This is a genomic window from Ornithinimicrobium sufpigmenti, from assembly GCF_004322775.1.
Classification (GTDB): domain Bacteria; phylum Actinomycetota; class Actinomycetes; order Actinomycetales; family Dermatophilaceae; genus Ornithinicoccus; species Ornithinicoccus sufpigmenti.
This window is the reverse complement of the sequence record NZ_CP036403.1, coordinates 2,017,809-2,042,055: the sequence shown is the minus strand read 5'-3', so window position 1 is coordinate 2,042,055 and position 24,247 is coordinate 2,017,809. Positions and strand designations below refer to the sequence as shown.

The window sequence follows — 24,247 nt, the reverse complement described above, 5'->3', positions numbered from 1 at the left end:
TGCATGGGGACATCGAGCAGTCTCGACGCGCGCCGACGCGGTGCGCGGCCGCGCCGTGTGCTGCTGCTCAGCGACTCCTACCGGCCCACCGTCAACGGCGTGGTCACCTCCATCGACGAGCTGCGTCAGGGTCTGCTGGAGGCCGGGCACGACGTCCGCGTCCTGACGGTCGGTCCCGGCCGGCGCACCACCTTCGACGGCAGCGTCTACCGGCTCCCGTCCCTGGACGCCAGCCCGATCTACCCGCACGCCAGGGTCGGGCGCCTCGTCGCCCCCGCGACCTTCGCCGAGCTGGTCGCGTGGCGGCCCGACGTGCTGCACTCGCACACCGAGTTCTCCGCGTTCTGGTGGGCCCTGCGGCTCGCCAACCGGCTCGGCGCGCCGCACGTGCACACCTACCACACGCTCTACGCCGACTACACCCACTACTTCTTCCCGCACAAGGGCGCAGGCCGGGCGATCTGCGCCGGCTTCACGCGGCAGACGCTCAACCGGACGACCACCGTCATCGCCCCCACCGCCAAGATCGAGAAACTCCTCCTGAGGTATGGCGTGCACGTCCCCATCTCGGTCGTCCCGACCGGGATCGACCTGACCCGGTTCACGCCCGGGCCGCCCTCGGAGAGTCTGCGGGCAGAGCTCAACCTGACCCACGGCATACCCGTCATCCTCAGCCTGGGCCGGCTGGCCGCCGAGAAGAGCGTGACCGAGACCATCGACCTGCTGGCCCCCGTCCGCGACACCCCGTGGCAGCTGGTGCTGGCCGGTGACGGGCCGCAGGCCGGGATGCTGCGAGAGCAGGTGCAGCGGCACGGCATGACCGACCGGGTCCGGTTCGTCGGTGCCGTCGCCCCGGCGCAGGTGCCCGACTACTACCGCCTGGCCGACGTCTTCGTGTCCGCCTCCCGCAGCGAGACCCAGGGCCTGACCTTCCTGGAGGCCCTGGCCAGCGGTGTCCCGGTGCTGTGCCGCGACGACGCCTCCCTGGACGGGATGGTGCAGGGAGGCCACAACGGCTACCGCTACCGCGAGCCCGAGGAGTTCACGCGGGTGATGACCCAGCTGCTGCGCGAGCCCGAGCTGCGCCGCCGGTGGGGCGCGGGAGCGCAGCAGACGGCATCCGGGTTCGGCCGGGCGGCCTTCGTCGACGCCGTCTGTGCCACCTACGACCGCGCCCGCGGCTCCAACGGCACCGCGAGGTGGGCGGCCTGAGCCGGCGTCTGGTCGTCAACATGGCCAGCGAGAGCGACGTCTCGGTGCAGGGGCACGGCGTGCACACGGCATACGTCGAGCTGGCCGAGGCGCTGGAGCGGCGCGGCGATATCGCCCTGGTGCGCGGGCGCTACCGCGAGCAGGTGGACTGCGACGTCTACCACCTGCACACCGTCGGGGCGGGCATGTGGCCCAAGATCCGCGACCCGAGGGCGAAGAAAGTCGTGTCGGCGCACCTGATCCCCGACTCGCTGGTCGGCTCGATCCGGCTGGCGAGGTACTGGCGGCCCGTCGCGCGGCGCTACATGCAGTGGTTCTACGGCAAGGCCGACAAGGTCCTGGCGGTGTCGGGCACGGTCGCGCGGGCGCTGGAGGACGAGCTCAAGGTGCCGGGGGACAGGATCGAGGTCTTCCACAACACCATCGACATGCGGGCCTACCGGACGACACCGGACGACCGGGCCGCAGCGCGCCGGCGCCTGGACATCCCGCAGGACGCCTTCGTCGTGGTCGGGGTGGGACAGGTGCAACCGCGCAAGCGGGTCGACGTCTTCGACCAGCTGGCGCGCCAGGATCCCGAGACGACCTTCGTCTGGGTGGGCGGCATCCCCTTCAAGCACCTGGGGGCCGAGCACGGCCTGATGCGGCGGCTGATGGACCGGGCACCTGACAACCTGCTCTTCCCCGGCGTGCTGCCGCACCCGGAGGTCAAGGCGTACCTGCAGGCGGCCGACGTCTTCTGCCTGCCGGCCGAGCAGGAGAACCACCCGATGTGCATCCTCGAAGCGGCAGGTGCGGGCCTGCCGATCGTGGCGCGCAACCTGGCGGAGTACGACGACACCTTCGGCGACGACGTCCTCCGCTGCGAGGACGACACGTTCGCCGCCGCCATCAACCTCCTGCGCGAGGACGAGTCCGAGCGCGCGAGATGGCGGCAGAGGTCAGAGCAGATCGCGGAGCGCTTCGACAGCTCCGCGGCGGCCGAGCGGCTGGTCGGGATCTACCGCGATCTCGACTGAGCCGGCACCGGTCCTCTGGTGCCATAGCGCCCGAGCGGGATGGTGGCCAGCGCCCGTTCGCCCGGCGGGAGCAGGCCGGTCCCGCTGGAAGCCAGACTCCGAGTCAGCGCTTCTTGGGATGCAGTGTGCTTTCGACGGCGGATGCCTGCTCGGTCTTGGCCCGCTTGTCGGCCCGCTTCTCCTTGATGGACTTGCCGGACTTCTTGGAGAGGGAGTTGCGCGGAGACTTGTCAGCCATGGTGTGCCCCTTGGTGGCAGGACCTGAACGGTCCCGATCTTGGCACCCTACGCCCCGGTGCTGGGAGTTGGTCGGCCGTGGCCGTCCAGGCTCGGGTACGCCGCGTCGCACCAGAGGGATCTGCCCGCGGCCCTAGCGGGCGGCCGCCCCTCCGCCGCCGCGCTCCGGCTCCAGCTGGCCGATCACCCGGTCCAGCAGGCCACGCAACGTGCGCCCCTCCGCCACGGTCATGCCCATCCCCCCGGCCAGCTGGGCCGGGATGTCGGCCACGCGGGCGCGCAGGCCCCATCCCTGGTCGGTCGGCGACACCAGGACCCGCCGCTCGTCGCGCTCGTCGCGCACCCGGGTGAGCAGGCCGGTCCTCTCCATCCGCTTCAGCAGCGGCGTCAAGGTGCCGGAGTCCAGGTGCAGCAGATCACCCAGCTCGCGCACGCTCAGCGGTCCCTCCGCCTCCCACAGCGCCAGCAGGGCGAGGTACTGCGGGTAGGTCAGACCGACCTCGGCGAGCAGCTCTCCGTAGCGTCGGGTCACTGCGCGCGATGCGGCATACAGCGGCAGGCAGATCTGCTGGTCGAGGGCGAGCTGAGGGTAACTGTCCACCCACCCAGCATAGCGCTTGCGCAAATCGATTGTGCACAATACAGTTGTCTGCATGAACTCCCTCTACACCGCTACTGCCCTGGCCACCGGTGACGGCCGCAACGGTCGCGTCGAGACCAGCGACGGCCTGCTCGCCACCGACGTGCGCACCCCGCAGGAGATGGGCGGCCCCGGCGGTGCGACCAACCCCGAGCAGCTCTTCGCCGCCGGGTATGCCGCGTGCTTCCACTCCGCCCTCCGCTCGGTCGCCAAGGGCTCGGGCGCGGACGTCTCGGAGTCGGAGGTCGTCGCGGACGTCTCCATCGGTCACCACGACGCCGGTGGCTTCGGTCTGGCCGTCGGCCTGGAGATCACCCTGCCCCACGTCGAGCGCGCCGAGGCGGAGAAGCTCGTCGAGCAGGCGCACCAGGTCTGCCCCTACTCCAACGCCACCCGCGGCAACATCGACGTCACCCTCACCGTCGCCTGACGCAGGCCCTCAGGGCGGTGGCGGCGGTCCCCCGCGCCGCCACCGCACCGGCACACCCCGCTCGCGCGCCATCCTCTCGATCAGCACGCTGACCTCCCGGCCGGCGTACCTGTCGTGGGCCTCTTGCACCTCGGTGCGCCGGCCGAACAGCGCATCCGCCTCGTCGAAGACAAGCACAACCCCGGACTCCTCGGCACGGTCGAAGAGCCGGCTGAGGTTCTTCTCGGTCTCGCCGATGTAGCGCGAGACCACCCCATCCAGATCAACGGGCATACCTGCCTGCAGGCGCAGCGTGTGGGTGTCGAACTCGCCCGGCCGGACCGGAGCGAGCCCCACCAGCAGCACGCACGTCCCCGCGGCCACGTCGTCTGGCGTCATCGTCTCCCCCAGCCCGCAGCGGGTGAGGTAGGCCTGCTCCGGCTTGCTGCCCTGCAGCGCTCCCCGCCACCACAGCTCGTGCAGGAAGTCCCCGGTCAGCTGCCGCACCCGCGACCACAGCGCCGCGTCGTTCGGCTCCGGCTGCACGAACGTCAGCCCAGCGGTCAGCGAGGCCAGCACGTGGTCGGTGAACCGTCGCACGTTGAGGTAGCGCTGCGCCGGCTCGGCCGTCCGTCCCGCGGCGAGCGTGCGCGCGCCCCAGACGAGCGGCCCGCGGCCGACGAACTCGCGGAGCGTGTTGACCCCGAGCCGGGCGAGCTCCTCGCTCTGGCGGCCAGCCACCACCTCGCCGAGGCCGTCGATACCGGTCAATCCGACACCCGAGGGCGCCTGCCAGACCCCGCGCTCTGTGTCCGACCGCGCGACGACACCCGCCACCGCACCGCACGCCGGCACCGACATCCCGTCGACCACGACCCAGGGGTGGTAGGCCGCCGCTCGCTCCCGGTGCTCCTCGATCTCCTCCAGGGCTACCCCGGTCGCCGCCGTCCACGGGCCGTGAGCCAGGTCGATAAGGAGGATCGCCCGGTATGCCGCGCACCAGCTCAGCGCGCCGCGCACCTGTGCCGGGTGAGCGGCGGTCAGGCCGGGTGCCACCAGCACCGTGACGCCTGAGTCCCCCAGAGCGTGCACCCCACCCGGGCCTTCGTCCGGCACCAGCTGTTCCGGTGCCGCTCCCTCCGCACGGACGACCACGGCGCTTCTGCCGCCGTTGGCGAAGAACAGGTCGACGGCATGCCCCAGCGGCTGGTCGGCGTCCAGACTGGGCCCGAAGGTCGCGTGGTACTCCTCGGCGCTCCGGATCGCGACGGGTGTTCCTACTGGACCGGCCTCAGCGGCGCCGACGAAGCCGATGACGGAGGTGGGCAGCCGTCGGACCGGCGCCCCGACGACGCGAGGGCGGGTGCGCGGCATACCTCATTGAAGACCCGTGCCGCACTGGCGCGCCACGGTCTGCAAGGCGCGGCTCAGCAACCCTTCAGGTGGGCCGACTCTGGCAGGTTCTCGCCAAGGGTGTGAGGCCGGCCAGGTCCGGTAGGCCGTTCCGTGAGGTGGTTGCCGTGTCTACGGAGGCTCACCCTGAAGCCGTCCCTGTCGGCGTGCACCTCAGCCGATCCTGGTCGCCTCGGTGTAGGTGCGCCCACCCACCCGCAGCGAGAAGCCGGTCTCCTCGCCCTCCTCGGCGCTGACGCCTGACAGCCACGGCTCGATGCCCGAACCGTCGACGGCGGCGAGCGCCTCGACCACCCGTCCGAGGTCGGCGGCGTCCACCTCGCACCCCAGGGCTGCCTCAGTGATGCGGCAGGCCAGCGCCGCCCGGGGGTCGGCGTGCGCAAGGGCCACCGTCGCGTGGACCCACCACCGCACGGGCTCCTGCGCCACCGGGCCGAGGTCGCGAACCTCTGCCGTCGAGGGCAGCCCGGCGACGCTCCAGTGCGACTGCTGGTAGCCCCAGGTCACGCCCGCCAGCCCCTCCGCGACCGCAGCCGGGTCCGAGGTCAGGTCCTCGCCGGACAGGGTGACCCAGGACTCCAGCGTCCGGGTCGCGTTCGACCCTGCGACCCGGCTGCTCTCGGTCCGGACCTCCTCGACGAAGGGCAGAGCGTCGACCTGGTCGGCGAAGGACGGGGGCGGTGGCCCTGCGTCGTCAGCGGTGAGCCACTGCACCACCCAGGTCCCGACGACCACCAGCACCAGGGCGAAGACCAGCGCCGGCCACAGCAGCTGTCGGCTGGTCGGCCGCCCGGTGCGGCGCGCAGCTGGGTGGGACGACAGGCGCGGAGAGTCGGGCACCGGCGCATCCTATGCAGCGTGACTGCCACGGGAGATGCCGTCTGCTCCCCCTGCGCCCTCGGGTCCGCCGCGCCCAGCTGGCTCGGGAAGGGTCACAGGGAGACGTCAGGTGCGGCGCGCAGCGAAGGACCCGGCCGCCTCGGTGGCGGCCGGGTCCTCCTTGTGCGTGAGTGGGTTGCGGGTCAGTCGCGCGGCACGTCGCCGCGCCAGGCGCCGGTCTCCACGCCGCGGGACTCGATGAACTCCTTGAACCGCGCGGCGTCGGCCTTCACGCGGCGGTCATCCACGCCGACGGCGGCGCCAGCCTTCTCGACCAGACCCTTCGGGTCCCAGTCCATCTGGATGGTGACGCGGGTGGTGCTGTCGTCCAGCTTGTGGAAGGTGACCACGCCCGCCTGCTGCAGGTCGCCGTCCACGGTGGTCCAGGCGATGCGCTCCTCGGGGTGCTGCTCGGAGATCTCGGTGACGAACTCGCGCTCCACCCCGCCGACCTTGACCTTCCAGCGGTTGCGGGTGTCGGTCTCCTGGGTGATGGACTCCACACCCTCCATGAACTCGGGGAAGGTCTCGAACTGGGTCCACTGGTCGTACGCGACCCGGATCGGGACGTTGACGTCGACGGACTCGGTGACCTGAGCCATGGGCATACCTCCGTGTGTCGGTGAATCAGGAACACCTCCATGCAACCTCACCTGCAGCCGGACTGCGCGGCCAAGCTGCCTGTGCGCCAGGTGCCCGACACCGGCCCGCGGGGTGTACCGAGCGGGCCATACTCAGGACGTGGCCACGAACGACGAGAACCGCTCCCTCCCGACCGGACCCCAGCCGCTGCTGGAGCCTGACCGTACCTACGAGCTGGACCGCAAGCACGTGTTCCACTCCTGGTCGGCGCAAGCCAGGATCACCCCGATGACGCTGGTGTCTGCCAGCGGCAGCCACGTCTGGGACGGTGAGGGCAACCGCTACCTCGACTTCTCCTCACAGCTGGTCTACACCAACATCGGGCACCAGCACCCTCGGGTGGTTCAGGCGATCCAGGAGCAGGCGGCCCGCCTGTGCACGATCGCACCCCAGCACGCGAACGACGCCCGGTCGGAGGCGGCACGCATGGTCTCGGAGGTCACGCCCGGTGACCTGGACAAGATCTTCTTCACCAACGGCGGCGCCGACGCCGTCGAGCACGCGGTCCGCATGGCACGCCTGCACACCGGCCGCTACAAGGTGCTGACCCGCTACCGCTCCTACCACGGCGGCACCGACACCGCGGTCAACCTGACCGGTGACCCGCGACGGTGGCCGAACGACTACGGCAACAGCGGTGTCGTGCACTTCTTCGGCCCGTTCCTCTACCGGTCCCGGTTCCACGCGGCCACCGAGCAGGAGGAGTGCGCCCGGGCACTGGAGCACCTCGAGGAGACGATCCGGATGGAGGGGCCGGACACGATCGCCGCCATCCTCCTGGAGTCCATCCCGGGCACCGCAGGCATCATGGTCCCGCCGCCGGGCTACCTGACGGGAGTCCGCGAGCTGTGCGACAGGTACGGCATCGTCTTCATCGCCGACGAGGTGATGGCCGGCTTCGGCCGCTCGGGTCGGTGGTTCGCCATCGAGCACGATGACGTCGTGCCGGACCTCCTCACCTTCGCCAAGGGAGTGACCAGCGGGTATGTCCCCCTGGGCGGGGTGGCGATCAACTCCCAGATCGCGGCGACGTTCGACGAGCGTGTCTACCCTGGCGGGCTGACCTACTCCGGGCACCCTCTGGCCACTGCTGCTGCGGTCGCGACCCTGCAGGTGATGCACGACGAGGACGTCGTGACCCGAGCCGCCCTGCTGGGTGCGGAGATCATCGGCCCTCGCCTGCACGAGATCTCTCAGTCGCACCCGAGTGTCGGCGAGGTCCGCGGGACCGGGGCGTTCTGGGCCGTCGAGCTGGTCAAGGACAGGCAGACGCGCGAGCCGCTCGCTCCGTACGGAGGCACCAGCGAGGCAATGAACGCCGTCGTCGCCGAGTGCAGGGCCAACGGGCTGCTGCTGTTCGTCAACTACAACCGCATCCACGTGGTCCCGCCATGCACCATGTCGCCGAGTGAGGCGGCTGAGGGCCTGTCGGTGCTCGATGCCGCCCTCTCGGTGGCAGACGAGGCGGCGGGTTCGTCGACCTGAACCCAACCTCGCATTTGACTTATCCGAAGAATCTGTGTTTCAGTCCTCTCACCATCCAGAGCGGCCGAGAGACCTGGCTCACCGACGCCGCAGCAACCACCCCCTTGCGGGGGGCAGGGTGCTCACGCCAGGACCGATGGAGGAATCCTTGATGTTCTGTAGGAACAGGCTGATGCGCTCGGCGGCCACCGCCGTCTCGGGCTGAGCCCGACACCCGCGCGCTGGCCGCCGCCCCGCCACTTCCCGCCGCCGCCCTTCCCTGGGCCGTGCCCGGCATTTTCCGCAGAATCTTCAGGAGCACAGCCATGTCCACATCGACCCTGCAGGCGCAGCCCACCGACCTGCGCAGCGCCTTCCGCCGCGCCGCCGCGAGCACCTGGGTGGTCACCGGTGCCCGCGCGCCGCACCTCGACCCCGTCGGTTTCACCGCCATCTCCGTCGTCTCGGTGAGCCTCACCCCGCCGCTCGTCAGTTTCAACATCGCCAAGACCTCCTCCAGCCTGCCCGTCCTCGCCCGGACCCGCCGCGCGGCCCTGCACCTGCTGGGCGACGACCAGGAGCACCTGGCCACCCGCTTCGCCGCCGACCGCGCCCGTCGCTTCGCAGACGACAGCTCCTGGGGCTGGGCCGACGGACTCCCGGAGGTCCACGGCACGGCCCTACGCCTCGTCAGCACCGTCGTCGACCTCGTCGACGCCGGCGATTCCCACCTGGCCATCGCCCGCGTCGACCGCGCGACCGACGGCGAGACCGCATACCCCTTGATCCACCACGCCGGGCGCTTCGCACCGCTCGCCCAGATCGGAGCCTGACCGATGACTGACCACACCCTCACCGCTCCCCTGTCCTTCGCCTACTGGGTGCCCAACGTCTCCGGTGGACTCGTCGTGTCCACGATCGAGCAGCGCACCAACCACACCCCCGCCTACAACGTCGACGTCGCCCGCACGGCGGAGCGGGTCGGCTTCGACTACGCGCTGACCCAGGTGCGCTACCTGGCCAGCTACGGCGCCGACGCCCAGCACGAGTCGGTCAGCTTCTCCCTGGGGCTGCTGTCCGCGACCGAGCGGCTGCGCGTCATCGCCGCGGTCCACCCGGGCCAGTGGCCGCCGCACCTGCTCGCCAAGCTGTCCGCGACCGCGCAGGAGCTGCACGGCAACCGGCTGGCGCTCAACGTCGTCTCCGGCTGGTTCAAGGACGAGTACACCCGCCTGGGCCTCGACTGGCTCGACCACGAGGAGCGCTACCGCCGCGCCGAGGAGTTCATCGAGGTGCTGCGCGGCCTGTGGGACGAGGACCCGTTCACCTTCCGAGGCGACTTCTACCGCACCCGCGACGTCGTCTTCCGCCCCTCCCCCAGCCGTCCGCCGGAGGTCTTCCAGGGCGGCAACTCGAGCTCCGCCCGCGAGATGGCCGGCAGACTGTCGGACTTCTACTTCATGAACGGCAACACCCTCGAGGGCGCGCGCGAGCAGATCCTCGACGTGAGCCAGCGAGCCGTGCGCCACGGCCGCGCCGGAGCGGTCCGCTTCGGCCTCAACGGCTTCGCCGTCGTCCGGGACAACGAGGCGGAGGCCGTCGAGGTGGTGGAGGAGATCATCGCCCGCGCCGACGCCGACAAGGTGCGCGACTTCGGCGAGGCGGTCAAGCAGGCCGGGCGCTCGACCCTGGACCAGAAGGGGATGTGGGCCGACTCCGACTTCCGCGACCTGGTGCAGTACAACGACGGCTTCCGCACCGGCCTCGTGGGCACGCCCGAGCAGGTGGCGCGCCGCATCCTCGACTACAAGGCGGTCGGCGTCGACCTGCTCCTGCTGGGCTTCCTGCACGTGCACGAGGACGTGCAGCGCTTCGGGGAGCAGGTCATCCCGCTCGTCCGCGAGCTGGAGGAGCAGGGGTATGAGGCCGCGCAAGCGGGTGCGCTCCGCACCGGCGCGAGCGTCGGGGCGGTGGCGTGATGTCGGCCGCGGACCTGCGGGAGCGGCAGCGGCCGCTCAAGGCCGCCTACCGCGAGGACCCCGCCTCGGCCGTGCAGACCAGCACCGCGACCGCGGTCGTGGACCAGCAGGCGCTGACCGCCACGGTGGGCACCTGGGCCGGCGACGTCGTGGCCGGGCTGCACCCTGCCACGGGTGGCGACGGCACAGAGGCCTGCTCGGGCGACATCATCCTGCAGGCGCTGGTCGCCTGCGCCGGCGTCACGCTGGCCTCGGTCGCCACCGCGCTCGGGATCGAGGTGCGCTCCGCCAGCGTCACCGCCAACGGCACCTGGGACGCCCGCGGCACCCTGGCCGTCGACCGGGACGCACCCGTCGGACTCACGGACATCGAGCTGGTTGTGGACGTCGACACCGATGCGGACGAGGAGAAGGTCGCACGGCTGCTGGAGCTGACCGAGCGGTACTGCGTCGTTGCGCGGACCCTTGCCGAGCCACCGGAGGTCAGAGTGCGACGCGGGTGAGAACCGGACCCAGCTGACCTACGGCACGCGGTTGCGACGTGCCGACGGCGGTCGAGGCCTTCGTGGGTATGACGAGCGCTGGAGCGGGCTGTCTCAGCCGCCCCAGCGCACCGTCGCTCGTTTCCACCCGCCTCCTGAGCGGACCGTGCGCACGCGTCCACCGCGCGGTGCAGGCCGGCGAGGTGCTCGGCGACGGTGCGGTGCTGCATACCCCCATCCTGGCGGGCGCTGCGGACAGCTCGCTGCGCGATTCGTCGAGCGCCCACGCCGCGTCCGGAATAGGGTGCCACGCGGCGGAGCCAGGCGCGCTGCACACTGAGGAGACCCATGAGCACCCAGGACTCAGGACGCAGGGCCGGCCAGGTGTGGGCGCGGCGGACATGGTCGCCACCCTGGCGGCGGGGTCGCGCTACGGCTACACGCTGCTGTGGGCCGTCATCGTCGGCGTGATCCTCAAGATCGTCCTCGTGGAGGGCGCAGGGCGCTACACGCTGGCCACGGGATACACGATCTTCGAGGGATGGCGCAGCCTGGGGCGGTGGACGACGTGGTACTTCGGTCCGTACATCATCATCTGGGGCTTCGTCTACGGGGCCTCGGCGATGTCGTCGACGGCACTCCCGCTCGCGGCGCTCTTCCCCCAGGTGCCGCTGACGCTGTGGGCGATCCTCATGGGGCTGCTCGGCTTCGTCATGGTCTGGTTCAACCGGTACGCCGTCTTCGAGAAGATCACGGCCGCGCTGGTCGGCATCATGTTCGTGACCGTCGTGGGGCTGGCGGTGATAGCTCTGCCGAACGTGCCGGAGATGCTGACCGGGCTCGTGCCGCGGATCCCCGACGGCGGCCTGGTCTACACCCTCGCGCTCGCCGGCGGGGTCGGTGGCACGATCACACTCGCGGCTTACGGGTACTGGCTGCGCGAGAAGGGGTGGTACACCCCCAAGTGGATGCGGGTCATGCGCATCGACAACACCACGGCCTACGTCCTCACCGGCGTCTTCGTCATCTCGATGCTCATCGTCGGGGCGGAGGTTGTCCGCGCCGCCGGTGCCGCGGTCGGCGCGGGCGACGAGGGGTTGCTCGACCTGTACGACGTCCTCAAGGATCGTTACGGCGACGTCATCGGCACCTTCTTCCTCGTCGGCTTCTGGGCGGCGGCCTTCTCCTCCATCATCGGCGTGTGGAACGGCGTCTCGCTGATGTTCGCCGACTTCTGGGGCAACATGCGAGGGGTGGAGTCGGGTCACCCCGACACCCGGGTCGGTGGCAAGTACTTCAAGTTCTACCTGCTGTGGCTCACGTTCCCGCCCATGCTGCTCCTCTTCCTCGGTCGCCCGATCGGGCTGATCCTGGCGTATGGGGTGCTCGGGGCCCTCTTCATGCCCTTCCTGGCGGTGACTCTGCTCGGCCTGCTCAACGGCCGCCGGATCCCGACGGAGTGGGCCAACAAGTGGTGGCTCAACGTGGCGCTGGGCATCACGACGCTGATCTTCCTGGTGCTGGGCGTCAACCAACTGTGGGGGGCGGTCGCCGACCTCGTGGGCTGACCGCGGGCGACATCATCCTGCAGGCGCTGGTCGCGTGCGCCGGCGTCACGCTGGCCGTCGACCGGGACGCGCCCGTCGGGCTCCGTCGTCGCGCGGACCCTTGCCGAGCCGCCGGAGGTGAGGGTGCGGCGTGCCTGGTCCGACGCGCGAGGCGCGCCACACCGAAGACAGTGTCGCAGCAGGTCGGTTCGCCTGGGTCTGCCGACCGGATGCCTGGGGTGTGGGGTCGAGGTCGGTCTCAGTCCGGGAACTGGAGCTACTTTCCGACCGAGTTGATGATGTCCTCTTTGCGCATCAGCGGGATGAAAGCGGCGAAGAGAAGCAGAGCCGCGATCGACACCGCCCACGGCGGGACTGCGACGCCCGGAATCACGAACCAGCACAGCAGTAGGACGCCCAGCAGCGCAGACGAGATGCTGAGGTTGGCCCTGTGCCGCACGTCACGGTTGACCTGCACGACATCTTGGTCTGTCAGGGAACGTCGGCTGACGGCCGAGTCGCGGCCATACGCTCGGTGCACCGTGCCACGGCTTGCATAGGTGTGGATGAGCAGCCCGCCCAATGCGACAAGGGTCAGCATGATCAGGAACATCCACACGTACCAGCTTTGCACCGAAGCTCCTCTTGGCCGGGCTCCCGAACCCTATAGGAATGGTCTGGCTCGGGGAATCCGCGACACAACTGTCGGGCAAGGACACGCACACCGCACGCCCCCTGACATTCGCTGATCCGCCGAGCCGTCGAGCGCGAGCTGTCCGCCCCGCCTGACCACTTGAGCGCAGCACCTGGCCAGCGGCAGATGCGCGCGTCCTCCAGTGCGGCTACGCCCCCGGATCAGGTGGTCTCCTCGTAATGGGTGAGCGCGTCCATGTAGGTGTCTCGGTCGAACTGCAGCTCGAGCCCGTCGTACTCCTCGCCAGGCCCCCGTCCGAAGTGTGACCACGTCACAGTCTCGGAGCCAATGTCGATGCGGGCGAGGAGTGGGCCACAGCCGATGACGGTGCACGTACATCCAAGCAGCGCTGTGCGCCCGGACTCATCCTCGTGGCGTTGCCCAAGGAGAAGCTCGGTCATGTTGGTCCCGACGGGGTGACCGAGGTACTCGGGCGGGTCGATCCCGGGTCGTGCGTAAGGGCGCAGCCAGTCGACCACGTTCGTGCCGTCCAGGATGAGGTCGACGGTGTCGTAGCGAATCGACTCATCCCACGGGAGGGTGCCCTCCGTGACCCTCAGCTCCAGGTCGCGCACCGTGATGAACGTGCTCCTCATGGAACCACCCTAAGAACCTGAACCGGGCCGATCGCAGTCCGGCCGTCTAGCCCGACCTTCCGTCTGCCTCGCAGCGCGACGGCGGCATAGGAAGGCCATGCGTAGCGACCCTGGTGCTTGTGCTGGCACGCCACCGGCTGCACACTGTGCCATGACCGTCACCGACGATGGCGCACACTATAGCGGGGTATGTGCTCCGGGGGGCCAGGTCGACACGCCTCCAATCTCGACGCGCCGGCGACGGTACAAGCCGGTTGTTGCGCTGCTCCTGGCAGCCGTGGTGGTCGGGGCCGGGTGGTGGTGGTCGCATCCGACCGTCTACGGCGGCGTCGGAAACGAGTTCGGCGCGCGCCCCGACCGGCTTGTGCCGGTCTACATCGCCATGGTGGAAGAGCACGACGTCAGTCGTGTCCAGGTCATCGACGCAGAACCGCGCGTGCGCGTCTTCGGCGAAGCTCAGGCTGAGCTTTTGCTCTGTGACAACGCCCGGATCGGCATCGTTTACGGCGACGCCACCGAGCGACCGTGCTTCTGGCCGCGTCTGCACGGAGAGGGGCGCGGGTGGGACCAGGTCGTCCTCAAGGTCACGCCCCTGCAGGCGGGCACCGTAGTCGTGGTCGACGGGATCGACCTGACATACAGCACCCGGCTCCACAGGGGTACCCAACACACCGGCTCTCCGGGCGTCATCGTGTTCCCCGACGCATAGTCCACACCTGGGCAGCCTTGTCCTCTCGACGCCGCAAGGGACGCCCGCAGCGGCAAGAGCGGATGTCGTGGAGAGGTGCTGTCGGCGTCTATCTGGCTAGGCCGAGAAACGCCATAAGGGCTCGCTCGACCTCCACAAGGTTTTCAGGCGCGAGCCGACCGACGCGGGAACCGACGTTCTCGCGGCGCACTGTGGTGATCTTGTCGATCATGACCTGGCTTTCATGTTGAAGGCCGGTGCGGTCGTCGGCGGAGACAGGCACCCGTAGCAGAGGGGCGTCGACCAAGGTGGTCGTCAGCGGCGCCACGGTCACCGATGTGGTGCCGGCGAAGAGGTCGTCTTGCACGATCAGCGCGGGCCTGGGCTTGGACGCGTACACACCCCCGGCGACGGTCCACAGCTCCCCGCGCCTCACTCCTCATCCCAGGAGACGGCAACCGCCTCGACGAACTGCTGGTCGTCGGACTGCTGGTCCGATCTGGCGACCAGCGCCGCCTGACGGCGCGCCTCTTGCACGAATCGCTCACTTCGCACATCGGGCACCCAAATCTGCACCGGCCGCAGGCCGCGTGCGCGCATCCGGCGCCGGTACTCACTGACTCGATGCTTCACCGTCATGCCTACCACGTTACATGTAACGAGCGTTCGGCGGAAGAAAGGTGCACTGAGAGGCACACGTTCTCCGAGCGATCAGCGGCTACGTGTTTCATTGACTGCAGGATCGGGCCCGGCCAGGCTCGGTCCCAGGTGACCGGGACGGTCGTTCTCTTTGCGGCTGCCCACGCCCCTGGCGTGAGGCTCACAATTGGCGTGCGTCGTCCCGGTCACCGCCAGGGCTGCGAGAGGCTCAAGAGGGGTATGCCCAGCCGTACGTAGCGGTGCCCTCCCAGCTCGACACCACATGTTGTCGCGAGCAATGGGAGCACGAGCAATGAACGAGCAGGAGCCCCTGCGGGTCGTCATCGGGATGGACCCGCATAAGCGCAGCGTCACGATCGAGGTCATGACCGCTGATGAGTCCATCCTCGGTGGCGGCCGGTTCTCCACCGACGCCGACGGGTACGCCCGGCTGCTGGCCTACGCACGGGCGTGGCCGCACCGGGTCTGGGCGGTCGAGGGCTGCGCCGGCATCGGCAAGCATGTCGCCGACCGCCTCGTCGCCGACGGTGAGGACGTGGTCGACGTGCCGGCGAAGATGTCGGCCCGGGTGCGGATCTTCACCACCGGGCAGGGCCGCAAGACCGACGCCACCGACGCCCACTCCATCGCCCTGGTCGGGGTCCGCATGTCCGGGCTGCGCCCCGTCATCAACGATGACCAACTGGAAGTGCTGCGGATGTGCGTGGATCGGCGCCGCTCCCTGGGCGAGGAGCACACCCGCAAGGTGTGCCAGCTGCACAAGCTGCTGCTTGAGCTGATCCCTGGCGGGGCCAAGACGTCCCTGTCCGCGGCCCAGGCCAAGGAGTTGCTGAAGAAGGTCCGCCCGACCACCGCGGCGGGCAAGGTGCGCAAGGCTCACGCGGTCGAGCTGGCCGAGGACCTGGCGAAGATCTACGCCCGCACCAAGGCCGCCGACAAGGAGCTCAAGGCCCTCGTCGAGGCGACCGGCACCACCCTGATGAGCCTGCACGGCATCGGCCCCTCGGGCGCGGCCCGGCTGCTGGTCGAGGTCGGTGACGTCACCCGGTTCCCCGACCGCAACCACTTCGCGTCCTGGACCGGCACCGCCCCGATCGACGCCTCCTCCGGGGAGCACACCCGCCACCGGCTCTCCCGAGGCGGGAACCGGCAGATCAACCGTGTCCTACACATCATGGCCGTGGTGCAGCTGCGCACCAGAACCACCGAGGGCCGCGCCTACTACGACCGCAAGAAGGCCGGCGGGAAGACGTCGATGGAAGCGCTGCGCTGCCTCAAACGGCGCCTGTCCGACCTGGTGTACAAGGCCATGCTCGACGACCTCGCCGGGCACACAAAGACGGGCCCGGGAGGGCACAAGGGTGACGACTCTGACTCCAGCGCGACCGGCTCACAACCCGCTGCCGGCTCTTCGGACAAGCCACTTCCCGGACCCGCCACCACCAAGCCTACGACCACCCTCCCAGCCGCCTCTTGACACAGAGGGGTGCCAATACAGGATGTCGCTGGGGACTGCTGCCAGACCCGGGGAGTACTACGCACCTAGGAAGCACTACGCAAAATGTCGCGGCATCCCGACCCCTCTTCCGGCTCGTGCGCTGGCCGCGGCTGGATGAATCAAGCGACCACCTTCTTTGGCTAGGCCACGTTTGTGTCGATTCCCTATCCGATGCACGGCCGGGGAGCCTCGACGAAACGCAACACTTCAGTGACCAGCACCGCTGCAGTCACTTGACTTGGGCGACAACAGTACGGCCCTACCTCCGAGTTCAAGGGCGCGTGTGAATCGAAGCCTCGATACGGCCGCCCATCGGCGTCGGCTATCGTGGCCCTTTGGCGTCGACTAGCATGATCGGATCGGATAAGGGATGAGCACAGCACCGGCGAATTGGTACCCCGACCCGCAGCAACCCGGCACGGTCCGATACTGGGACGGCGCTCGATGGACCGAGCACGTCCAGCCGCAGATCCCACCTCAGCAGGTACCTTCCCCGCCGGCTCAGCCGCACGCCGATGAGCAGCGGCAAGGTCAGTCCGTCGCGCACCAGCCGATGCCCGAGAAGCCCAAGGTGAAGTTGTTCGGGGCACGAAAGCAAGCCGAAGGGCTCTTGGAGCGAAACGCACATCTGGAGCGGGTCATTGCGGAGATGGGCGCCCTGGACGTCGCGGAGATGAACGCCCGCCGCGCTGAACTTCAAGGCGAGATCGCCCGCCTACAGGCGCAGGCGGCCGAGACGGCTGCCCAGGTCCTCGACATCGAGCGGAATCTCGTCGACTCACGCGAGCAGGTCGAGTTCCAAGAGGTCGGCTACTACCGGTTCCACCATCCGGCCGAGAACTCCGTCAAACTCGCGGACGAGATCGCCTCGGTGCGTGAACGGATGAAACAGATTCAGCGGGACAAGAAGGCCGCCACCCGCTCGACCAAGTTCACCTACAACAACTCCGCCAGCCAAGGGAAGAAGTTCGTCAACGACCTGCACGACATGATGCTGACCGCCTACAACGCCGAGGCCGAGAACGCGGTGAAGTCGGTCAAGGCCGGCAACCTGTCAGCCGCGAAGGCCCGGCTGGAGAAGGCGGCGGATCGCATAGCCAAGCGCGGGAAGATGGTCGACGTAGCCATCACCCCAGCCTATCACCGGCTACGGATCCGCGAACTCGAGCTCGCCGCTGACTACTGGATGATGAAGCAGCAGGAGAAGGAGGCCGACCGCGCCCGTCGTGAAGAGCTACGCGAGCAGAGAAAAGCCGAGCAGGAACTCGCCCGCGAGCGGGAGAAGCTGGAGAAAGAGCGCCAGCACTACCGAGCCGCACTCGCGGCGCTAGAGGCCCGGGGTGACAGCGAGGGCGCCGAAAGGGTCCGTGCCCAGCTCGCAGAAACCGAGCAGGCCATCGAGACCGTCGACTACCGGGCCGCGAACCAGCGAGCCGGCTACGTCTACGTCATCTCCAACATCGGCGCCTTCGGAGAGCGCATGGTGAAGATCGGAATGACCCGCCGACTCGAGCCGATGGACCGAGTCAACGAGCTCGGCGACGCCTCCGTACCGTTCCGGTTCGACGTCCACGCGATGTTCTTCTCGCCCGACGCCGTCGGCGTCGAGACAGCACTACACCAGCGCTTCGCCGCACAACGGGTCAACAAGATCAACACCCGTCGCGAGTTCTTCTACGTCACCCCGCACGAGGTGCTCGACGCCCTGCGCGAGCAGGTCGGTGCTGTCACCGAGTTCGTCGAGGCACCCGCCGCCGAGGAATTTCGCCTCAGCCAAGGCACCCCGGACACCTCCTTCTAACCGGTTCATACTGGCCATGACGGCGCTCAGGTGACCAGGCCCGGTCGCGCGCGACCGGAAGATGCGGGGACAGGGGAGGCGATGGGCAGGGGCCACTGTGAACTATCTGTCTGACCACTTTGAGGGCTCTTCGACTTTGAGCGTGGTGCGGGGTGTTCACGCCGCGATCGGTCGGGGCGCGTAGCCAATGATGCGGCACCGGTAGTTGTCATGGTTGCGGTACCCGCGTCCGACCCGCTTGATCGTCTTGGCGGTCAGGTTCGCTGCCTCTGTACGCGCATTCGTCACCCTGGTCCGGCAGAACGTGAGCAGCTCTCGCCGCCAGGCCCGCAGCGTGCGGAAGAGCGCGGCTGGTTCGGGTAGGCGGGTGGCTCGCACGGCGCGCTCGAGGTGGGCCCAGTGCCGCTGGAAGGAGGACGTGTCGGTGGCGGCGAGGACTTGGCGGACGTGCTCCTTGATGCCCCACGCCACGGCCAGCTCGACGTCCTCACCAAGGATCTGCTGCAGCTTGGTCCGTTGCCGCACGGTGAGCCGGTCACCGGCGCAGGTGAGCAGCTTGCGGTACTTCCACGGTGTGTCGGTGGCGCGGCCGCGGCGCTCGTGCAGTTCCCACACCCGGCGCCGGCGGACCTTGGTGACCATCTCGTTCGCCAGCCGCACCACGTGCCAGTGGTCGACGCTGACCCGCGCCTTCGGCAGTGCTTTGCGGACGGCTGCCCGGAACTCGCTGGACATGTCGAGGGCGACGACCTGCACGCGCCGGCGCCACCACCGCGGCCGCGCCGCGAGCCAGGAGGTGACGACCTTGCCGCGGCGGCCGTCGACGACGTCCAGGATCGCGCCGTCGCCGGTGTCGGTGAACACGATCGACCACGGCTCGACCCGCTTCACCGCGTGGGTGTCTGGGTCGCGCAGGTAGCGCACGGTGCGGAACCGGTGCTCATCGATCCCCAGGTGGCGCACGTGCCGGCGGTCGACCCCGGTGTCCAGGTCCACGGTGGTGGTGAGCATCCGCATCACCGTCGGCCACGACAGGCCCGCCTCGTCCGCGACGCGGGACACCGCGCGCGGCTCGGCCCGGCAGGCGGTGATGACCTGCTCGGTCAGCCGCGTCGTGACCCGGGCCCGGGCCGGCAGTTGCTCGGTCTCCTCGGTGAACGACCGTCGCCGGCACAGCGGCTCGCGGCAGGCGTAGCGCCGCTTGCGCACCACCACCTCGAGCGCTTCCCCGCCGCACGGCACGTCCTTCACCCGCTGAGTGGGTCGGGCCTGGACCCGACTGGACAGCACCCCACAGGACGGACACGCGGCCTCGGTCGCGGTCGTCTCGATGAGCACCTGCCTCGGTTGCTCATCGGCGACGGCAGGGCTGGCCGACACGACTCGGTAACCGGACAGGTTGAACAGGATCGACGCCGCATCGACGTCGAACGTAGGCTGGTGCACGCTCGCGGTCCTCGCTCATGAGATGTCTAGACAACACCCATGTTGGCGCAGGGCCGCGAGCCCTCCTTCAGGGCCCCACCACGCTCAAAGTTGAAGAGCCACTTTGAGCAGACGCTCAAGACCGCGCGCACGCGGCAAAGTCGGACGAGCGTAGCCGTCCTCCACGCGGCAAGACCGGATGACTTCTGTGCCTAGGGCGAGGCCTCTGAACCACGGACGGGCGCTGAGCGCGTCCCGGCCGCAGACCGGAACCGACGGCCGATGCGTAGGCTGCTCGTGTGCCCGATCGAACAGGTCCCGACCCGAGGCACTCCAACGCTCATGCCGCGGTCTATGACCGCGGGCGGCCACCATATCCGCAGGTGCTGTGGGACCGCCTGGGTGAGTTGGGCGTGCTGAGCGCCGGCACTCGGGTCGTGGAGCTGGGTGCCGGCTCCGGACAGGCGACCGGACCCATGGTGAGCGCCGGCGCCACGGTCACAGCGGTCGAGCCCGGCCCTGCTCTGGCCGCGCTTCTGCAGGAGCGGTGGCCTGAGGTCACCGTGCACGTGGGCACGGCGGAAGCTGTGGAACTGCCAGATGCTGCCTTCGACCTGGCCGTCGTCGCGACTGCGGTCCACTGGTTCGACCTTCCGGTGGTCCTGCCGAAGCTGCACCGCACCCTTGTTCTCGGTGGTCACCTCGCGGTGTGGCGGACCGCGTTCGGCAATCCCGCGGCGCCCGTCACCGCATTCCGCGAGCGCGTCAGCCAGATCGTGGCGCGTCGCACGCAGGCGCCGGGCCGAGCAGGACCCGGCGAGACGGACACTGCCTCGTGGGTTCGCCGGCTGACCGCCAGCGGGCACTTCGTCACCGCCCACGTCGAAGAGTTCGCGTGGACCATTGAGCTGACCACCGCACAGGTCAGGGACCTGTTCACCCCGCTCATCGTGATGAGGCGCAGCGCAGGGGCGCGCTAACGTCACCCGAGACCCGCGTGCACCCGCAGCGGCAAGAGCGGACGTTGTACGACCGAGTGACCTCCACGCATGTGTCGGCGGCCTCGATCGAGTGAAGGGGCTAGCGCAGAATCGAGCCGCTACGACATCGCAGCAAGTGCAACGCCCGGGCGGCCAACCCGCGGGTAATTCCGATCGCCCCGTCAGCCCGCTTGGGAGGGCCGCCTGAGGTGCTCGACCCGCTCGACCCGCTCGCGGGCAGCGGCGTATGCCTCGTCGAGCCCGTCGTGGAGTAGGGCGATGAGGTCGGGCACCTCGTCGGCTGCGAGCCGGAAGGTGCTGACGCAGACGTTGTCGCGCCAGACCGAAAAAACGACGACCTGCCGCTCCTGGTGCCAGGTCGCACGCAGCAAGCGGGCATCTCCGCGAAGGTCGGGGAAGACCGTCCCGGTGCTGGGCATGCGCTGCAGGACCATATGTCATTATGACCCCGCCCAGCAGAATCCACCAGAGCCGTCCCTGCCCTGCCTCGGCTCCAAGGACTGCCAGATCTGCCCGAGGTCGAAGTGCAGCGACGATCGTTACTGACACGTCCACCCGCTCGGCGGCAGACATCCCAGGTTCTGGGTCTGTCAAGCGGCATTGTCGAGGTGGTGCTCCCAGGCGGTGTTCTCGTCATAGAGAGTGCCGTGGCGTAGGCAGCCGTGCAGGATGCCGACCCAGCGGTTGGCGAGCTGGCGCAGTGCGGCCTGGTGACCGACGCCGCGGGATCGCAGCGCCTGGTAGTAGGAGCGGGCGCCGGCGGAGCCGCGCATGGAGCAGAAGGCCCACTGCTGCAGGGCATCGCCCAGGCGGCGATTGCGGGCGTACCTGGCCAGGACCACTTTTCGTGTGCCTGAGGCTCTGGTGATGGGGGCGGTGCCGGCGTAGGCCTTGCGACCCTTGGCGTCGGCGTACCGGTGGCGATCGTCGCCGAACTCACCCAGGATCCGGGCGCCGAGGATCACACCGAGACCGGGCAGGCTGGTGTAGATGTCAGCGTCCCGGTGCCGGCCAAAATGCTCGGCCACCACCTGCCCGAGCCGCTCGATCTGAGCGTTCAGCACGGTGATGAGCGCCACCTCGGAGGTCACGATCGCGGCGTAGGCGTCCTGCACCGGCCCCGGTTGCCGCAACTCTGGTGCGGTCAGCACCTGGCGGATCTTGTCGGCCCGGGCGGGTACGTCGCGCCGGTTCGCCGCCGTCAGGGCGCGGACGATCTTGGCTTTGGACAGCCTGGCGGCGGTGTCCGGGTCCGGCGCCTGCGCCAGCAGAGCCAGGGTGTCGGGCTCGTCCAGGTCGCCGAGCGCGGTCAGGGCCGCGGGGAAGAAGTCCCGCAGCGCCGCGCGCAGCCGCAGCACGTGCCGCGTCCGGTCCCAGATCATCGACTGATGTGCCCGGGCGCTGACCTTGACCGCCTCCCCGGTCGGGCTGTCACCGGCGACCTGGCGGTGGTGGGCCCGGTCCAGGCGCACGATCTCGGCCAGCAGGTGCGCATCGGCGGTGTCCGACTTCGCACCGGAGGTGGAGTGCCGCTCCCGGTACCGGGCGACCGACATCGGGTTCAGCCCGTACACGGTGTAGCCGGCCGCGACCAGCGCCCCGACCCAGGGGCCGCGGTCGGTCTCGATACCGACGACCACCTGGGCGGCCGCCTCGGCCGGGTCCAGGTCGGCCCATTCCTGCGGTGCGTGCTCGGCGACCAGTGCGTGCAGCCGGGTCACCCCGCCAAGACCCTCGGGCAGGCGTCGTCGCACCAGGATCCGTCCCTGGTCGTCGACCAGCTCGACGTCGTGGTGGTCCTCGGCCCAGTCATCACCTATGAACAACATCGGCACTTCCTCCTTCGCCTGGTTGCGATCGTTGCAGCAGCGTGGAGGAGGACTTCCGGCGATCTAATGGTCAAGTGCTCACCCGGACGATCTGGGGGCACGTCATCCCAGCAGCGGTCACGCCTCCTCACGACCAGCGGGCGCACGGTCTGCCGCAAGACCTCAACGATCAGATGAGTGGAGTGCTGACCCGCCGGCCGCTACCGGAACCGAGCCTGTCAGAGGATCGGTAGAACCCATTAGATGAGTGCGTGCGGTGGGGGTGCCGCGTGGGGGGTCTCGCCACCGGCCGGGGCATCGATGGCTGGTGGCGTTAGGTTGTGGCTCATGTCGCTTCAGTCGGAATTAGCTCCGCTTGTCTCTGCCGCTATTGAGGCGGCACTTGGTTCGGAGCTCTCAGGAGCTGATCCCGTGCTGCGGCCCAGCCAGTTCTCAGACATTCAGGTCAACGCAGCGCTTGGCCTCGCCAAGCGCGTGGGTAGGGCACCGCGCGACATCGCCGCGGAGATCGTGGGGCACTTGGCCACGGACGGGACGTTCGAGCAGGTTGAGATCAGCGGTCCGGGCTTCATCAACCTGACTCTGGCCGGCGACTGGATCAGCAACCAGGTGAGTGCCATGGCTGCCGACGACCGCCTCGGTGTACCCCGGCAGGATACGCAGCAGGTCCCGATCGACTACTCCGCGCCGAACGTGGCGAAGGAGATGCATGTCGGACACCTGCGCACCACGGTGGTCGGCGACGCGCTTGCCCGCACGCTGGAGCACCTGGGGCACCACGTCATCCGGCAGAACCACATCGGGGACTGGGGCACGCCTTTCGGCATGCTGATCGAGCACCTGCTTGAAGTCGGTGAGGACGGCGAAGAGGCACGGCGCTTGGAGAGCGACCCCAATGCCTTCTACCAGGCTGCTCGCGGCCGGTTCGAGTCCGACGAGGACTTCGCGACCCGTTCCCGTGCCAGGGTCGTCTCGCTCCAGGCCGGCGACGAGGAGACGCTGAGGCTGTGGGACGGCCTGGTGGAGCTGTCCAAGCACTACTTCAACAGGATCTATGGCGCCCTGGGCGTGACGTTGACCGATGCCGACCTGGCCGGTGAGTCGACCTATAACGACGACCTGGCGGCGATCTGTGCCGAGCTGGAGGCGGCCGGGATCGCCACGGTGAGCGACGGCGCCCTGTGTGTCTTCCTCGAGGGCTACAGCGGTCGCGACGGTAAGCCGGTGCCGCTGATCATCCGCAAGTCCGACGGGGGCTATGGCTATGCCACGACTGACCTGGCTACGGTCCGGCACCGCGTGCGCGCTCTGGGGGCCGACCGCATCCTCTACGTCATCGGCGCCCCGCAGGCGCTGCACCTGAACATGGTGTGGGACACCGCTCGGCTGGCCGGCTGGTTACCGCAGTCGGTCGAGGTCGTCCATGTTCAGATCGGCAACGTGCTGGGGAAGGACCGCAAGATCCTGCGCACGCGTTCTGGTGCTCCGCTCCGGCTGATGGCACTGCTGGAGGAGGCTGTTGGGGCGGCGCGAGCGGTCATCGACGAGGCCCGGCCCGACCTGCCGGAGGAGACCCGTGCGGCGATCGCCCCGCAGATCGGCATCGGGGCGGTGAAGTATGCCGACTTGTCGGTCGCGCACGACAGCGAGTACGTCTTCGACTTGGAGAGGATGACCGCGCTCACCGGCAACACGGGTCCTTATCTGCAGTATGCCGCCGCCCGGGTGCGCTCCATCTTCCGCACCGCCGGCATGGCGCCTGGGCAGGCACGGAGCCAGATTGTGGTCAGTGAGCCGGCCGAGCGGGAGCTTGCCCTCGAGCTCATCGAGTTCGGTGAGGTCGTCGCACACGTGGGCACGGCGCTCGAGCCACACCGTCTGTGCAGTCATCTGTTCCAGGTGGCGCAGGCGTTCTCGGCGTTCTACGAGAACTGCCCGGTCCTCCAGGCCGCAGACCTGCACGTGCGGGACTCACGCCTGGCCCTGTGCGCCGTGACGCTCGACGTGCTCGTCACCGGGCTGGGGCTGTTGGGCATCGACTCACCTGAGGTGATGTGACGGAACCGTCCATCGAGCAGGAACCAGGCAGGAGACATCTCAACATCGACGCGAGTGACTCGCGGCAATACAGG

Annotated in this window: 25 protein-coding genes and 1 riboswitch; of the genes, 13 read left to right on the top strand and 12 right to left on the bottom strand. The window is 69.2% G+C overall.

What is annotated here, in order from left to right:
- Nucleotides 1-3 precede the first annotated feature (3 nt).
- Nucleotides 4-1,212, top strand: a complete 1,209-nt coding sequence (locus tag ESZ52_RS09270) for a glycosyltransferase (protein WP_238154578.1) — start codon at nucleotides 4-6, stop codon at nucleotides 1,210-1,212.
- Between the two features lie 20 nt (nucleotides 1,213-1,232).
- Nucleotides 1,233-2,231: a glycosyltransferase family 4 protein gene (locus ESZ52_RS09265; protein WP_131104691.1), complete on the top strand. Its 999-nt coding sequence runs from the start codon at nucleotides 1,233-1,235 to the stop codon at nucleotides 2,229-2,231.
- A gap of 103 nt (nucleotides 2,232-2,334) precedes the next feature.
- On the opposite strand, the gene ESZ52_RS19895 is transcribed toward ESZ52_RS09265, so the two are convergent.
- Together ESZ52_RS19895 and ESZ52_RS09260 are read right to left on the bottom strand one after the other, a co-directional pair.
- A complete protein-coding gene (locus ESZ52_RS19895) occupies nucleotides 2,335-2,469 on the bottom strand; it encodes a hypothetical protein (RefSeq protein WP_272948411.1) in 135 nt (44 codons plus the stop codon).
- Between the two features lie 132 nt (nucleotides 2,470-2,601).
- Nucleotides 2,602-3,069 carry a MarR family winged helix-turn-helix transcriptional regulator gene (locus ESZ52_RS09260; RefSeq protein WP_238154579.1) on the bottom strand — a complete coding sequence of 156 codons (468 nt, stop codon included), beginning with the start codon at nucleotides 3,067-3,069 and terminating at the stop codon, nucleotides 2,602-2,604.
- A gap of 52 nt (nucleotides 3,070-3,121) precedes the next feature.
- On the opposite strand from ESZ52_RS09260, the gene ESZ52_RS09255 reads away from it, so the two are divergent.
- Nucleotides 3,122-3,538 (top strand): organic hydroperoxide resistance protein, encoded by a 417-nt coding sequence (locus tag ESZ52_RS09255; RefSeq protein ID WP_131104689.1) that lies wholly within the window; start codon nucleotides 3,122-3,124, stop codon nucleotides 3,536-3,538.
- Between the two features lie 9 nt (nucleotides 3,539-3,547).
- On the opposite strand, the gene ESZ52_RS09250 is transcribed toward ESZ52_RS09255, so the two are convergent.
- From ESZ52_RS09250 to ESZ52_RS09240, 3 genes are all read right to left on the bottom strand, one after another.
- On the bottom strand, nucleotides 3,548-4,891 hold the full coding sequence (locus tag ESZ52_RS09250) for a phage tail sheath family protein (RefSeq protein WP_131104688.1): 1,344 nt from the start codon (nucleotides 4,889-4,891) through the stop codon (nucleotides 3,548-3,550).
- A 192-nt stretch (nucleotides 4,892-5,083) separates the two neighbouring features.
- Nucleotides 5,084-5,770, bottom strand: a complete 687-nt coding sequence (locus ESZ52_RS09245) for a hypothetical protein (protein WP_131104687.1) — start codon at nucleotides 5,768-5,770, stop codon at nucleotides 5,084-5,086.
- Between the two features lie 182 nt (nucleotides 5,771-5,952).
- Nucleotides 5,953-6,411: an SRPBCC family protein gene (locus ESZ52_RS09240; RefSeq protein WP_131104686.1), complete on the bottom strand. Its 459-nt coding sequence runs from the start codon at nucleotides 6,409-6,411 to the stop codon at nucleotides 5,953-5,955.
- A 139-nt stretch (nucleotides 6,412-6,550) separates the two neighbouring features.
- Here ESZ52_RS09240 and ESZ52_RS09235 point away from each other — a divergent pair, with 139 nt between their 5' ends.
- From ESZ52_RS09235 to ESZ52_RS09215, 5 genes are all read left to right on the top strand, one after another.
- Complete coding sequence (locus tag ESZ52_RS09235) at nucleotides 6,551-7,936, top strand: aspartate aminotransferase family protein (RefSeq protein WP_425600044.1); 1,386 nt, start codon at nucleotides 6,551-6,553, stop codon at nucleotides 7,934-7,936.
- Nucleotides 7,937-7,984: 48 nt separating this feature from the next.
- Nucleotides 7,985-8,079, top strand: a riboswitch (SAM riboswitch).
- A 162-nt stretch (nucleotides 8,080-8,241) separates the two neighbouring features.
- Nucleotides 8,242-8,748: a flavin reductase family protein gene (locus tag ESZ52_RS09230; protein ID WP_131104684.1), complete on the top strand. Its 507-nt coding sequence runs from the start codon at nucleotides 8,242-8,244 to the stop codon at nucleotides 8,746-8,748.
- 3 nt (nucleotides 8,749-8,751) lie between these two features.
- Entirely contained in the window at nucleotides 8,752-9,894 is a 1,143-nt protein-coding gene (gene sfnG / locus ESZ52_RS09225; RefSeq protein ID WP_131104683.1) for a dimethylsulfone monooxygenase SfnG, read from the top strand.
- Nucleotides 9,894-10,397, top strand: a complete 504-nt coding sequence (locus ESZ52_RS09220) for an OsmC family protein (protein WP_131104682.1) — start codon at nucleotides 9,894-9,896, stop codon at nucleotides 10,395-10,397. Before sfnG ends, ESZ52_RS09220 begins: the two co-directional genes overlap by 1 nt.
- A gap of 308 nt (nucleotides 10,398-10,705) precedes the next feature.
- Nucleotides 10,706-11,944 carry an Nramp family divalent metal transporter gene (locus ESZ52_RS09215; protein ID WP_238154588.1) on the top strand — a complete coding sequence of 413 codons (1,239 nt, stop codon included), beginning with the start codon at nucleotides 10,706-10,708 and terminating at the stop codon, nucleotides 11,942-11,944.
- 256 nt (nucleotides 11,945-12,200) lie between these two features.
- On the opposite strand, the gene ESZ52_RS09210 is transcribed toward ESZ52_RS09215, so the two are convergent.
- Nucleotides 12,201-12,557, bottom strand: coding sequence for a hypothetical protein (locus ESZ52_RS09210; RefSeq protein ID WP_131104680.1), 357 nt, complete (start codon nucleotides 12,555-12,557; stop codon nucleotides 12,201-12,203).
- Nucleotides 12,558-12,778: 221 nt separating this feature from the next.
- Nucleotides 12,779-13,213, bottom strand: a complete 435-nt coding sequence (locus ESZ52_RS09205) for a hypothetical protein (protein ID WP_131104679.1) — start codon at nucleotides 13,211-13,213, stop codon at nucleotides 12,779-12,781.
- Between the two features lie 151 nt (nucleotides 13,214-13,364).
- On the opposite strand from ESZ52_RS09205, the gene ESZ52_RS09200 reads away from it, so the two are divergent.
- Nucleotides 13,365-13,922, top strand: a complete 558-nt coding sequence (locus ESZ52_RS09200) for a hypothetical protein (protein ID WP_131104678.1) — start codon at nucleotides 13,365-13,367, stop codon at nucleotides 13,920-13,922.
- Between the two features lie 88 nt (nucleotides 13,923-14,010).
- On the opposite strand, the gene ESZ52_RS09195 is transcribed toward ESZ52_RS09200, so the two are convergent.
- Nucleotides 14,011-14,337, bottom strand: a complete 327-nt coding sequence (locus ESZ52_RS09195; protein WP_131104677.1) for a type II toxin-antitoxin system PemK/MazF family toxin — start codon at nucleotides 14,335-14,337, stop codon at nucleotides 14,011-14,013.
- Nucleotides 14,334-14,540 carry an antitoxin MazE-like protein gene (locus ESZ52_RS09190; protein ID WP_131104416.1) on the bottom strand — a complete coding sequence of 69 codons (207 nt, stop codon included), beginning with the start codon at nucleotides 14,538-14,540 and terminating at the stop codon, nucleotides 14,334-14,336. Before ESZ52_RS09190 ends, ESZ52_RS09195 begins: the two co-directional genes overlap by 4 nt.
- A gap of 313 nt (nucleotides 14,541-14,853) precedes the next feature.
- Here ESZ52_RS09190 and ESZ52_RS09185 point away from each other — a divergent pair, with 313 nt between their 5' ends.
- Nucleotides 14,854-16,038 carry an IS110 family RNA-guided transposase gene (locus ESZ52_RS09185; RefSeq protein ID WP_131104668.1) on the top strand — a complete coding sequence of 395 codons (1,185 nt, stop codon included), beginning with the start codon at nucleotides 14,854-14,856 and terminating at the stop codon, nucleotides 16,036-16,038.
- A gap of 391 nt (nucleotides 16,039-16,429) precedes the next feature.
- Nucleotides 16,430-17,860 (top strand): SNIPE associated domain-containing protein, encoded by a 1,431-nt coding sequence (locus ESZ52_RS09180; protein WP_131104676.1) that lies wholly within the window; start codon nucleotides 16,430-16,432, stop codon nucleotides 17,858-17,860.
- 156 nt (nucleotides 17,861-18,016) lie between these two features.
- Here ESZ52_RS09180 and ESZ52_RS09175 read toward each other — a convergent pair whose 3' ends face one another.
- Nucleotides 18,017-19,306 carry an ISL3 family transposase gene (locus ESZ52_RS09175; RefSeq protein ID WP_131104675.1) on the bottom strand — a complete coding sequence of 430 codons (1,290 nt, stop codon included), beginning with the start codon at nucleotides 19,304-19,306 and terminating at the stop codon, nucleotides 18,017-18,019.
- A 278-nt stretch (nucleotides 19,307-19,584) separates the two neighbouring features.
- Between ESZ52_RS09175 and ESZ52_RS09170 the strand changes: the two genes are divergently transcribed.
- Nucleotides 19,585-20,265 carry a class I SAM-dependent methyltransferase gene (locus ESZ52_RS09170; RefSeq protein WP_131104674.1) on the top strand — a complete coding sequence of 227 codons (681 nt, stop codon included), beginning with the start codon at nucleotides 19,585-19,587 and terminating at the stop codon, nucleotides 20,263-20,265.
- Between the two features lie 182 nt (nucleotides 20,266-20,447).
- On the opposite strand, the gene ESZ52_RS09165 is transcribed toward ESZ52_RS09170, so the two are convergent.
- Together ESZ52_RS09165 and ESZ52_RS09160 are read right to left on the bottom strand one after the other, a co-directional pair.
- Nucleotides 20,448-20,705, bottom strand: a complete 258-nt coding sequence (locus ESZ52_RS09165) for a hypothetical protein (RefSeq protein ID WP_238154721.1) — start codon at nucleotides 20,703-20,705, stop codon at nucleotides 20,448-20,450.
- Between the two features lie 171 nt (nucleotides 20,706-20,876).
- Complete coding sequence (locus ESZ52_RS09160; RefSeq protein ID WP_131104672.1) at nucleotides 20,877-22,115, bottom strand: IS110 family RNA-guided transposase; 1,239 nt, start codon at nucleotides 22,113-22,115, stop codon at nucleotides 20,877-20,879.
- Nucleotides 22,116-22,442: 327 nt separating this feature from the next.
- Here ESZ52_RS09160 and argS point away from each other — a divergent pair, with 327 nt between their 5' ends.
- A complete protein-coding gene (gene argS / locus ESZ52_RS09155; protein WP_131104671.1) occupies nucleotides 22,443-24,173 on the top strand; it encodes an arginine--tRNA ligase in 1,731 nt (576 codons plus the stop codon).
- Nucleotides 24,174-24,247: the final 74 nt, after the last annotated feature.

What these genes read in the sequence shown, in the direction of transcription:
- ESZ52_RS09270 (WP_238154578.1), top strand. Translation starts at nt 4, where the DNA reads ATGGGGACATCGAGCAGTCTCGACGCGCGCCGACGCGGTGCGCGGCCG.
- ESZ52_RS09265 (WP_131104691.1), top strand. Translation starts at nt 1,233, where the DNA reads ATGGCCAGCGAGAGCGACGTCTCGGTGCAGGGGCACGGCGTGCACACG.
- ESZ52_RS19895 (WP_272948411.1), bottom strand. Translation starts at nt 2,469, where the DNA reads ATGGCTGACAAGTCTCCGCGCAACTCCCTCTCCAAGAAGTCCGGCAAG.
- ESZ52_RS09255 (WP_131104689.1), top strand. Translation starts at nt 3,122, where the DNA reads ATGAACTCCCTCTACACCGCTACTGCCCTGGCCACCGGTGACGGCCGC.
- ESZ52_RS09250 (WP_131104688.1), bottom strand. Translation starts at nt 4,891, where the DNA reads ATGCCGCGCACCCGCCCTCGCGTCGTCGGGGCGCCGGTCCGACGGCTG.
- ESZ52_RS09240 (WP_131104686.1), bottom strand. Translation starts at nt 6,411, where the DNA reads ATGGCTCAGGTCACCGAGTCCGTCGACGTCAACGTCCCGATCCGGGTC.
- ESZ52_RS09230 (WP_131104684.1), top strand. Translation starts at nt 8,242, where the DNA reads ATGTCCACATCGACCCTGCAGGCGCAGCCCACCGACCTGCGCAGCGCC.
- sfnG (WP_131104683.1), top strand. Translation starts at nt 8,752, where the DNA reads ATGACTGACCACACCCTCACCGCTCCCCTGTCCTTCGCCTACTGGGTG.
- ESZ52_RS09220 (WP_131104682.1), top strand. Translation starts at nt 9,894, where the DNA reads ATGTCGGCCGCGGACCTGCGGGAGCGGCAGCGGCCGCTCAAGGCCGCC.
- ESZ52_RS09205 (WP_131104679.1), bottom strand. Translation starts at nt 13,213, where the DNA reads ATGAGGAGCACGTTCATCACGGTGCGCGACCTGGAGCTGAGGGTCACG.
- ESZ52_RS09200 (WP_131104678.1), top strand. Translation starts at nt 13,365, where the DNA reads ATGACCGTCACCGACGATGGCGCACACTATAGCGGGGTATGTGCTCCG.
- ESZ52_RS09190 (WP_131104416.1), bottom strand. Translation starts at nt 14,540, where the DNA reads ATGACGGTGAAGCATCGAGTCAGTGAGTACCGGCGCCGGATGCGCGCA.
- ESZ52_RS09185 (WP_131104668.1), top strand. Translation starts at nt 14,854, where the DNA reads ATGAACGAGCAGGAGCCCCTGCGGGTCGTCATCGGGATGGACCCGCAT.
- ESZ52_RS09180 (WP_131104676.1), top strand. Translation starts at nt 16,430, where the DNA reads ATGAGCACAGCACCGGCGAATTGGTACCCCGACCCGCAGCAACCCGGC.
- ESZ52_RS09165 (WP_238154721.1), bottom strand. Translation starts at nt 20,705, where the DNA reads ATGCCCAGCACCGGGACGGTCTTCCCCGACCTTCGCGGAGATGCCCGC.
- ESZ52_RS09160 (WP_131104672.1), bottom strand. Translation starts at nt 22,115, where the DNA reads ATGTTGTTCATAGGTGATGACTGGGCCGAGGACCACCACGACGTCGAG.
- argS (WP_131104671.1), top strand. Translation starts at nt 22,443, where the DNA reads ATGTCGCTTCAGTCGGAATTAGCTCCGCTTGTCTCTGCCGCTATTGAG.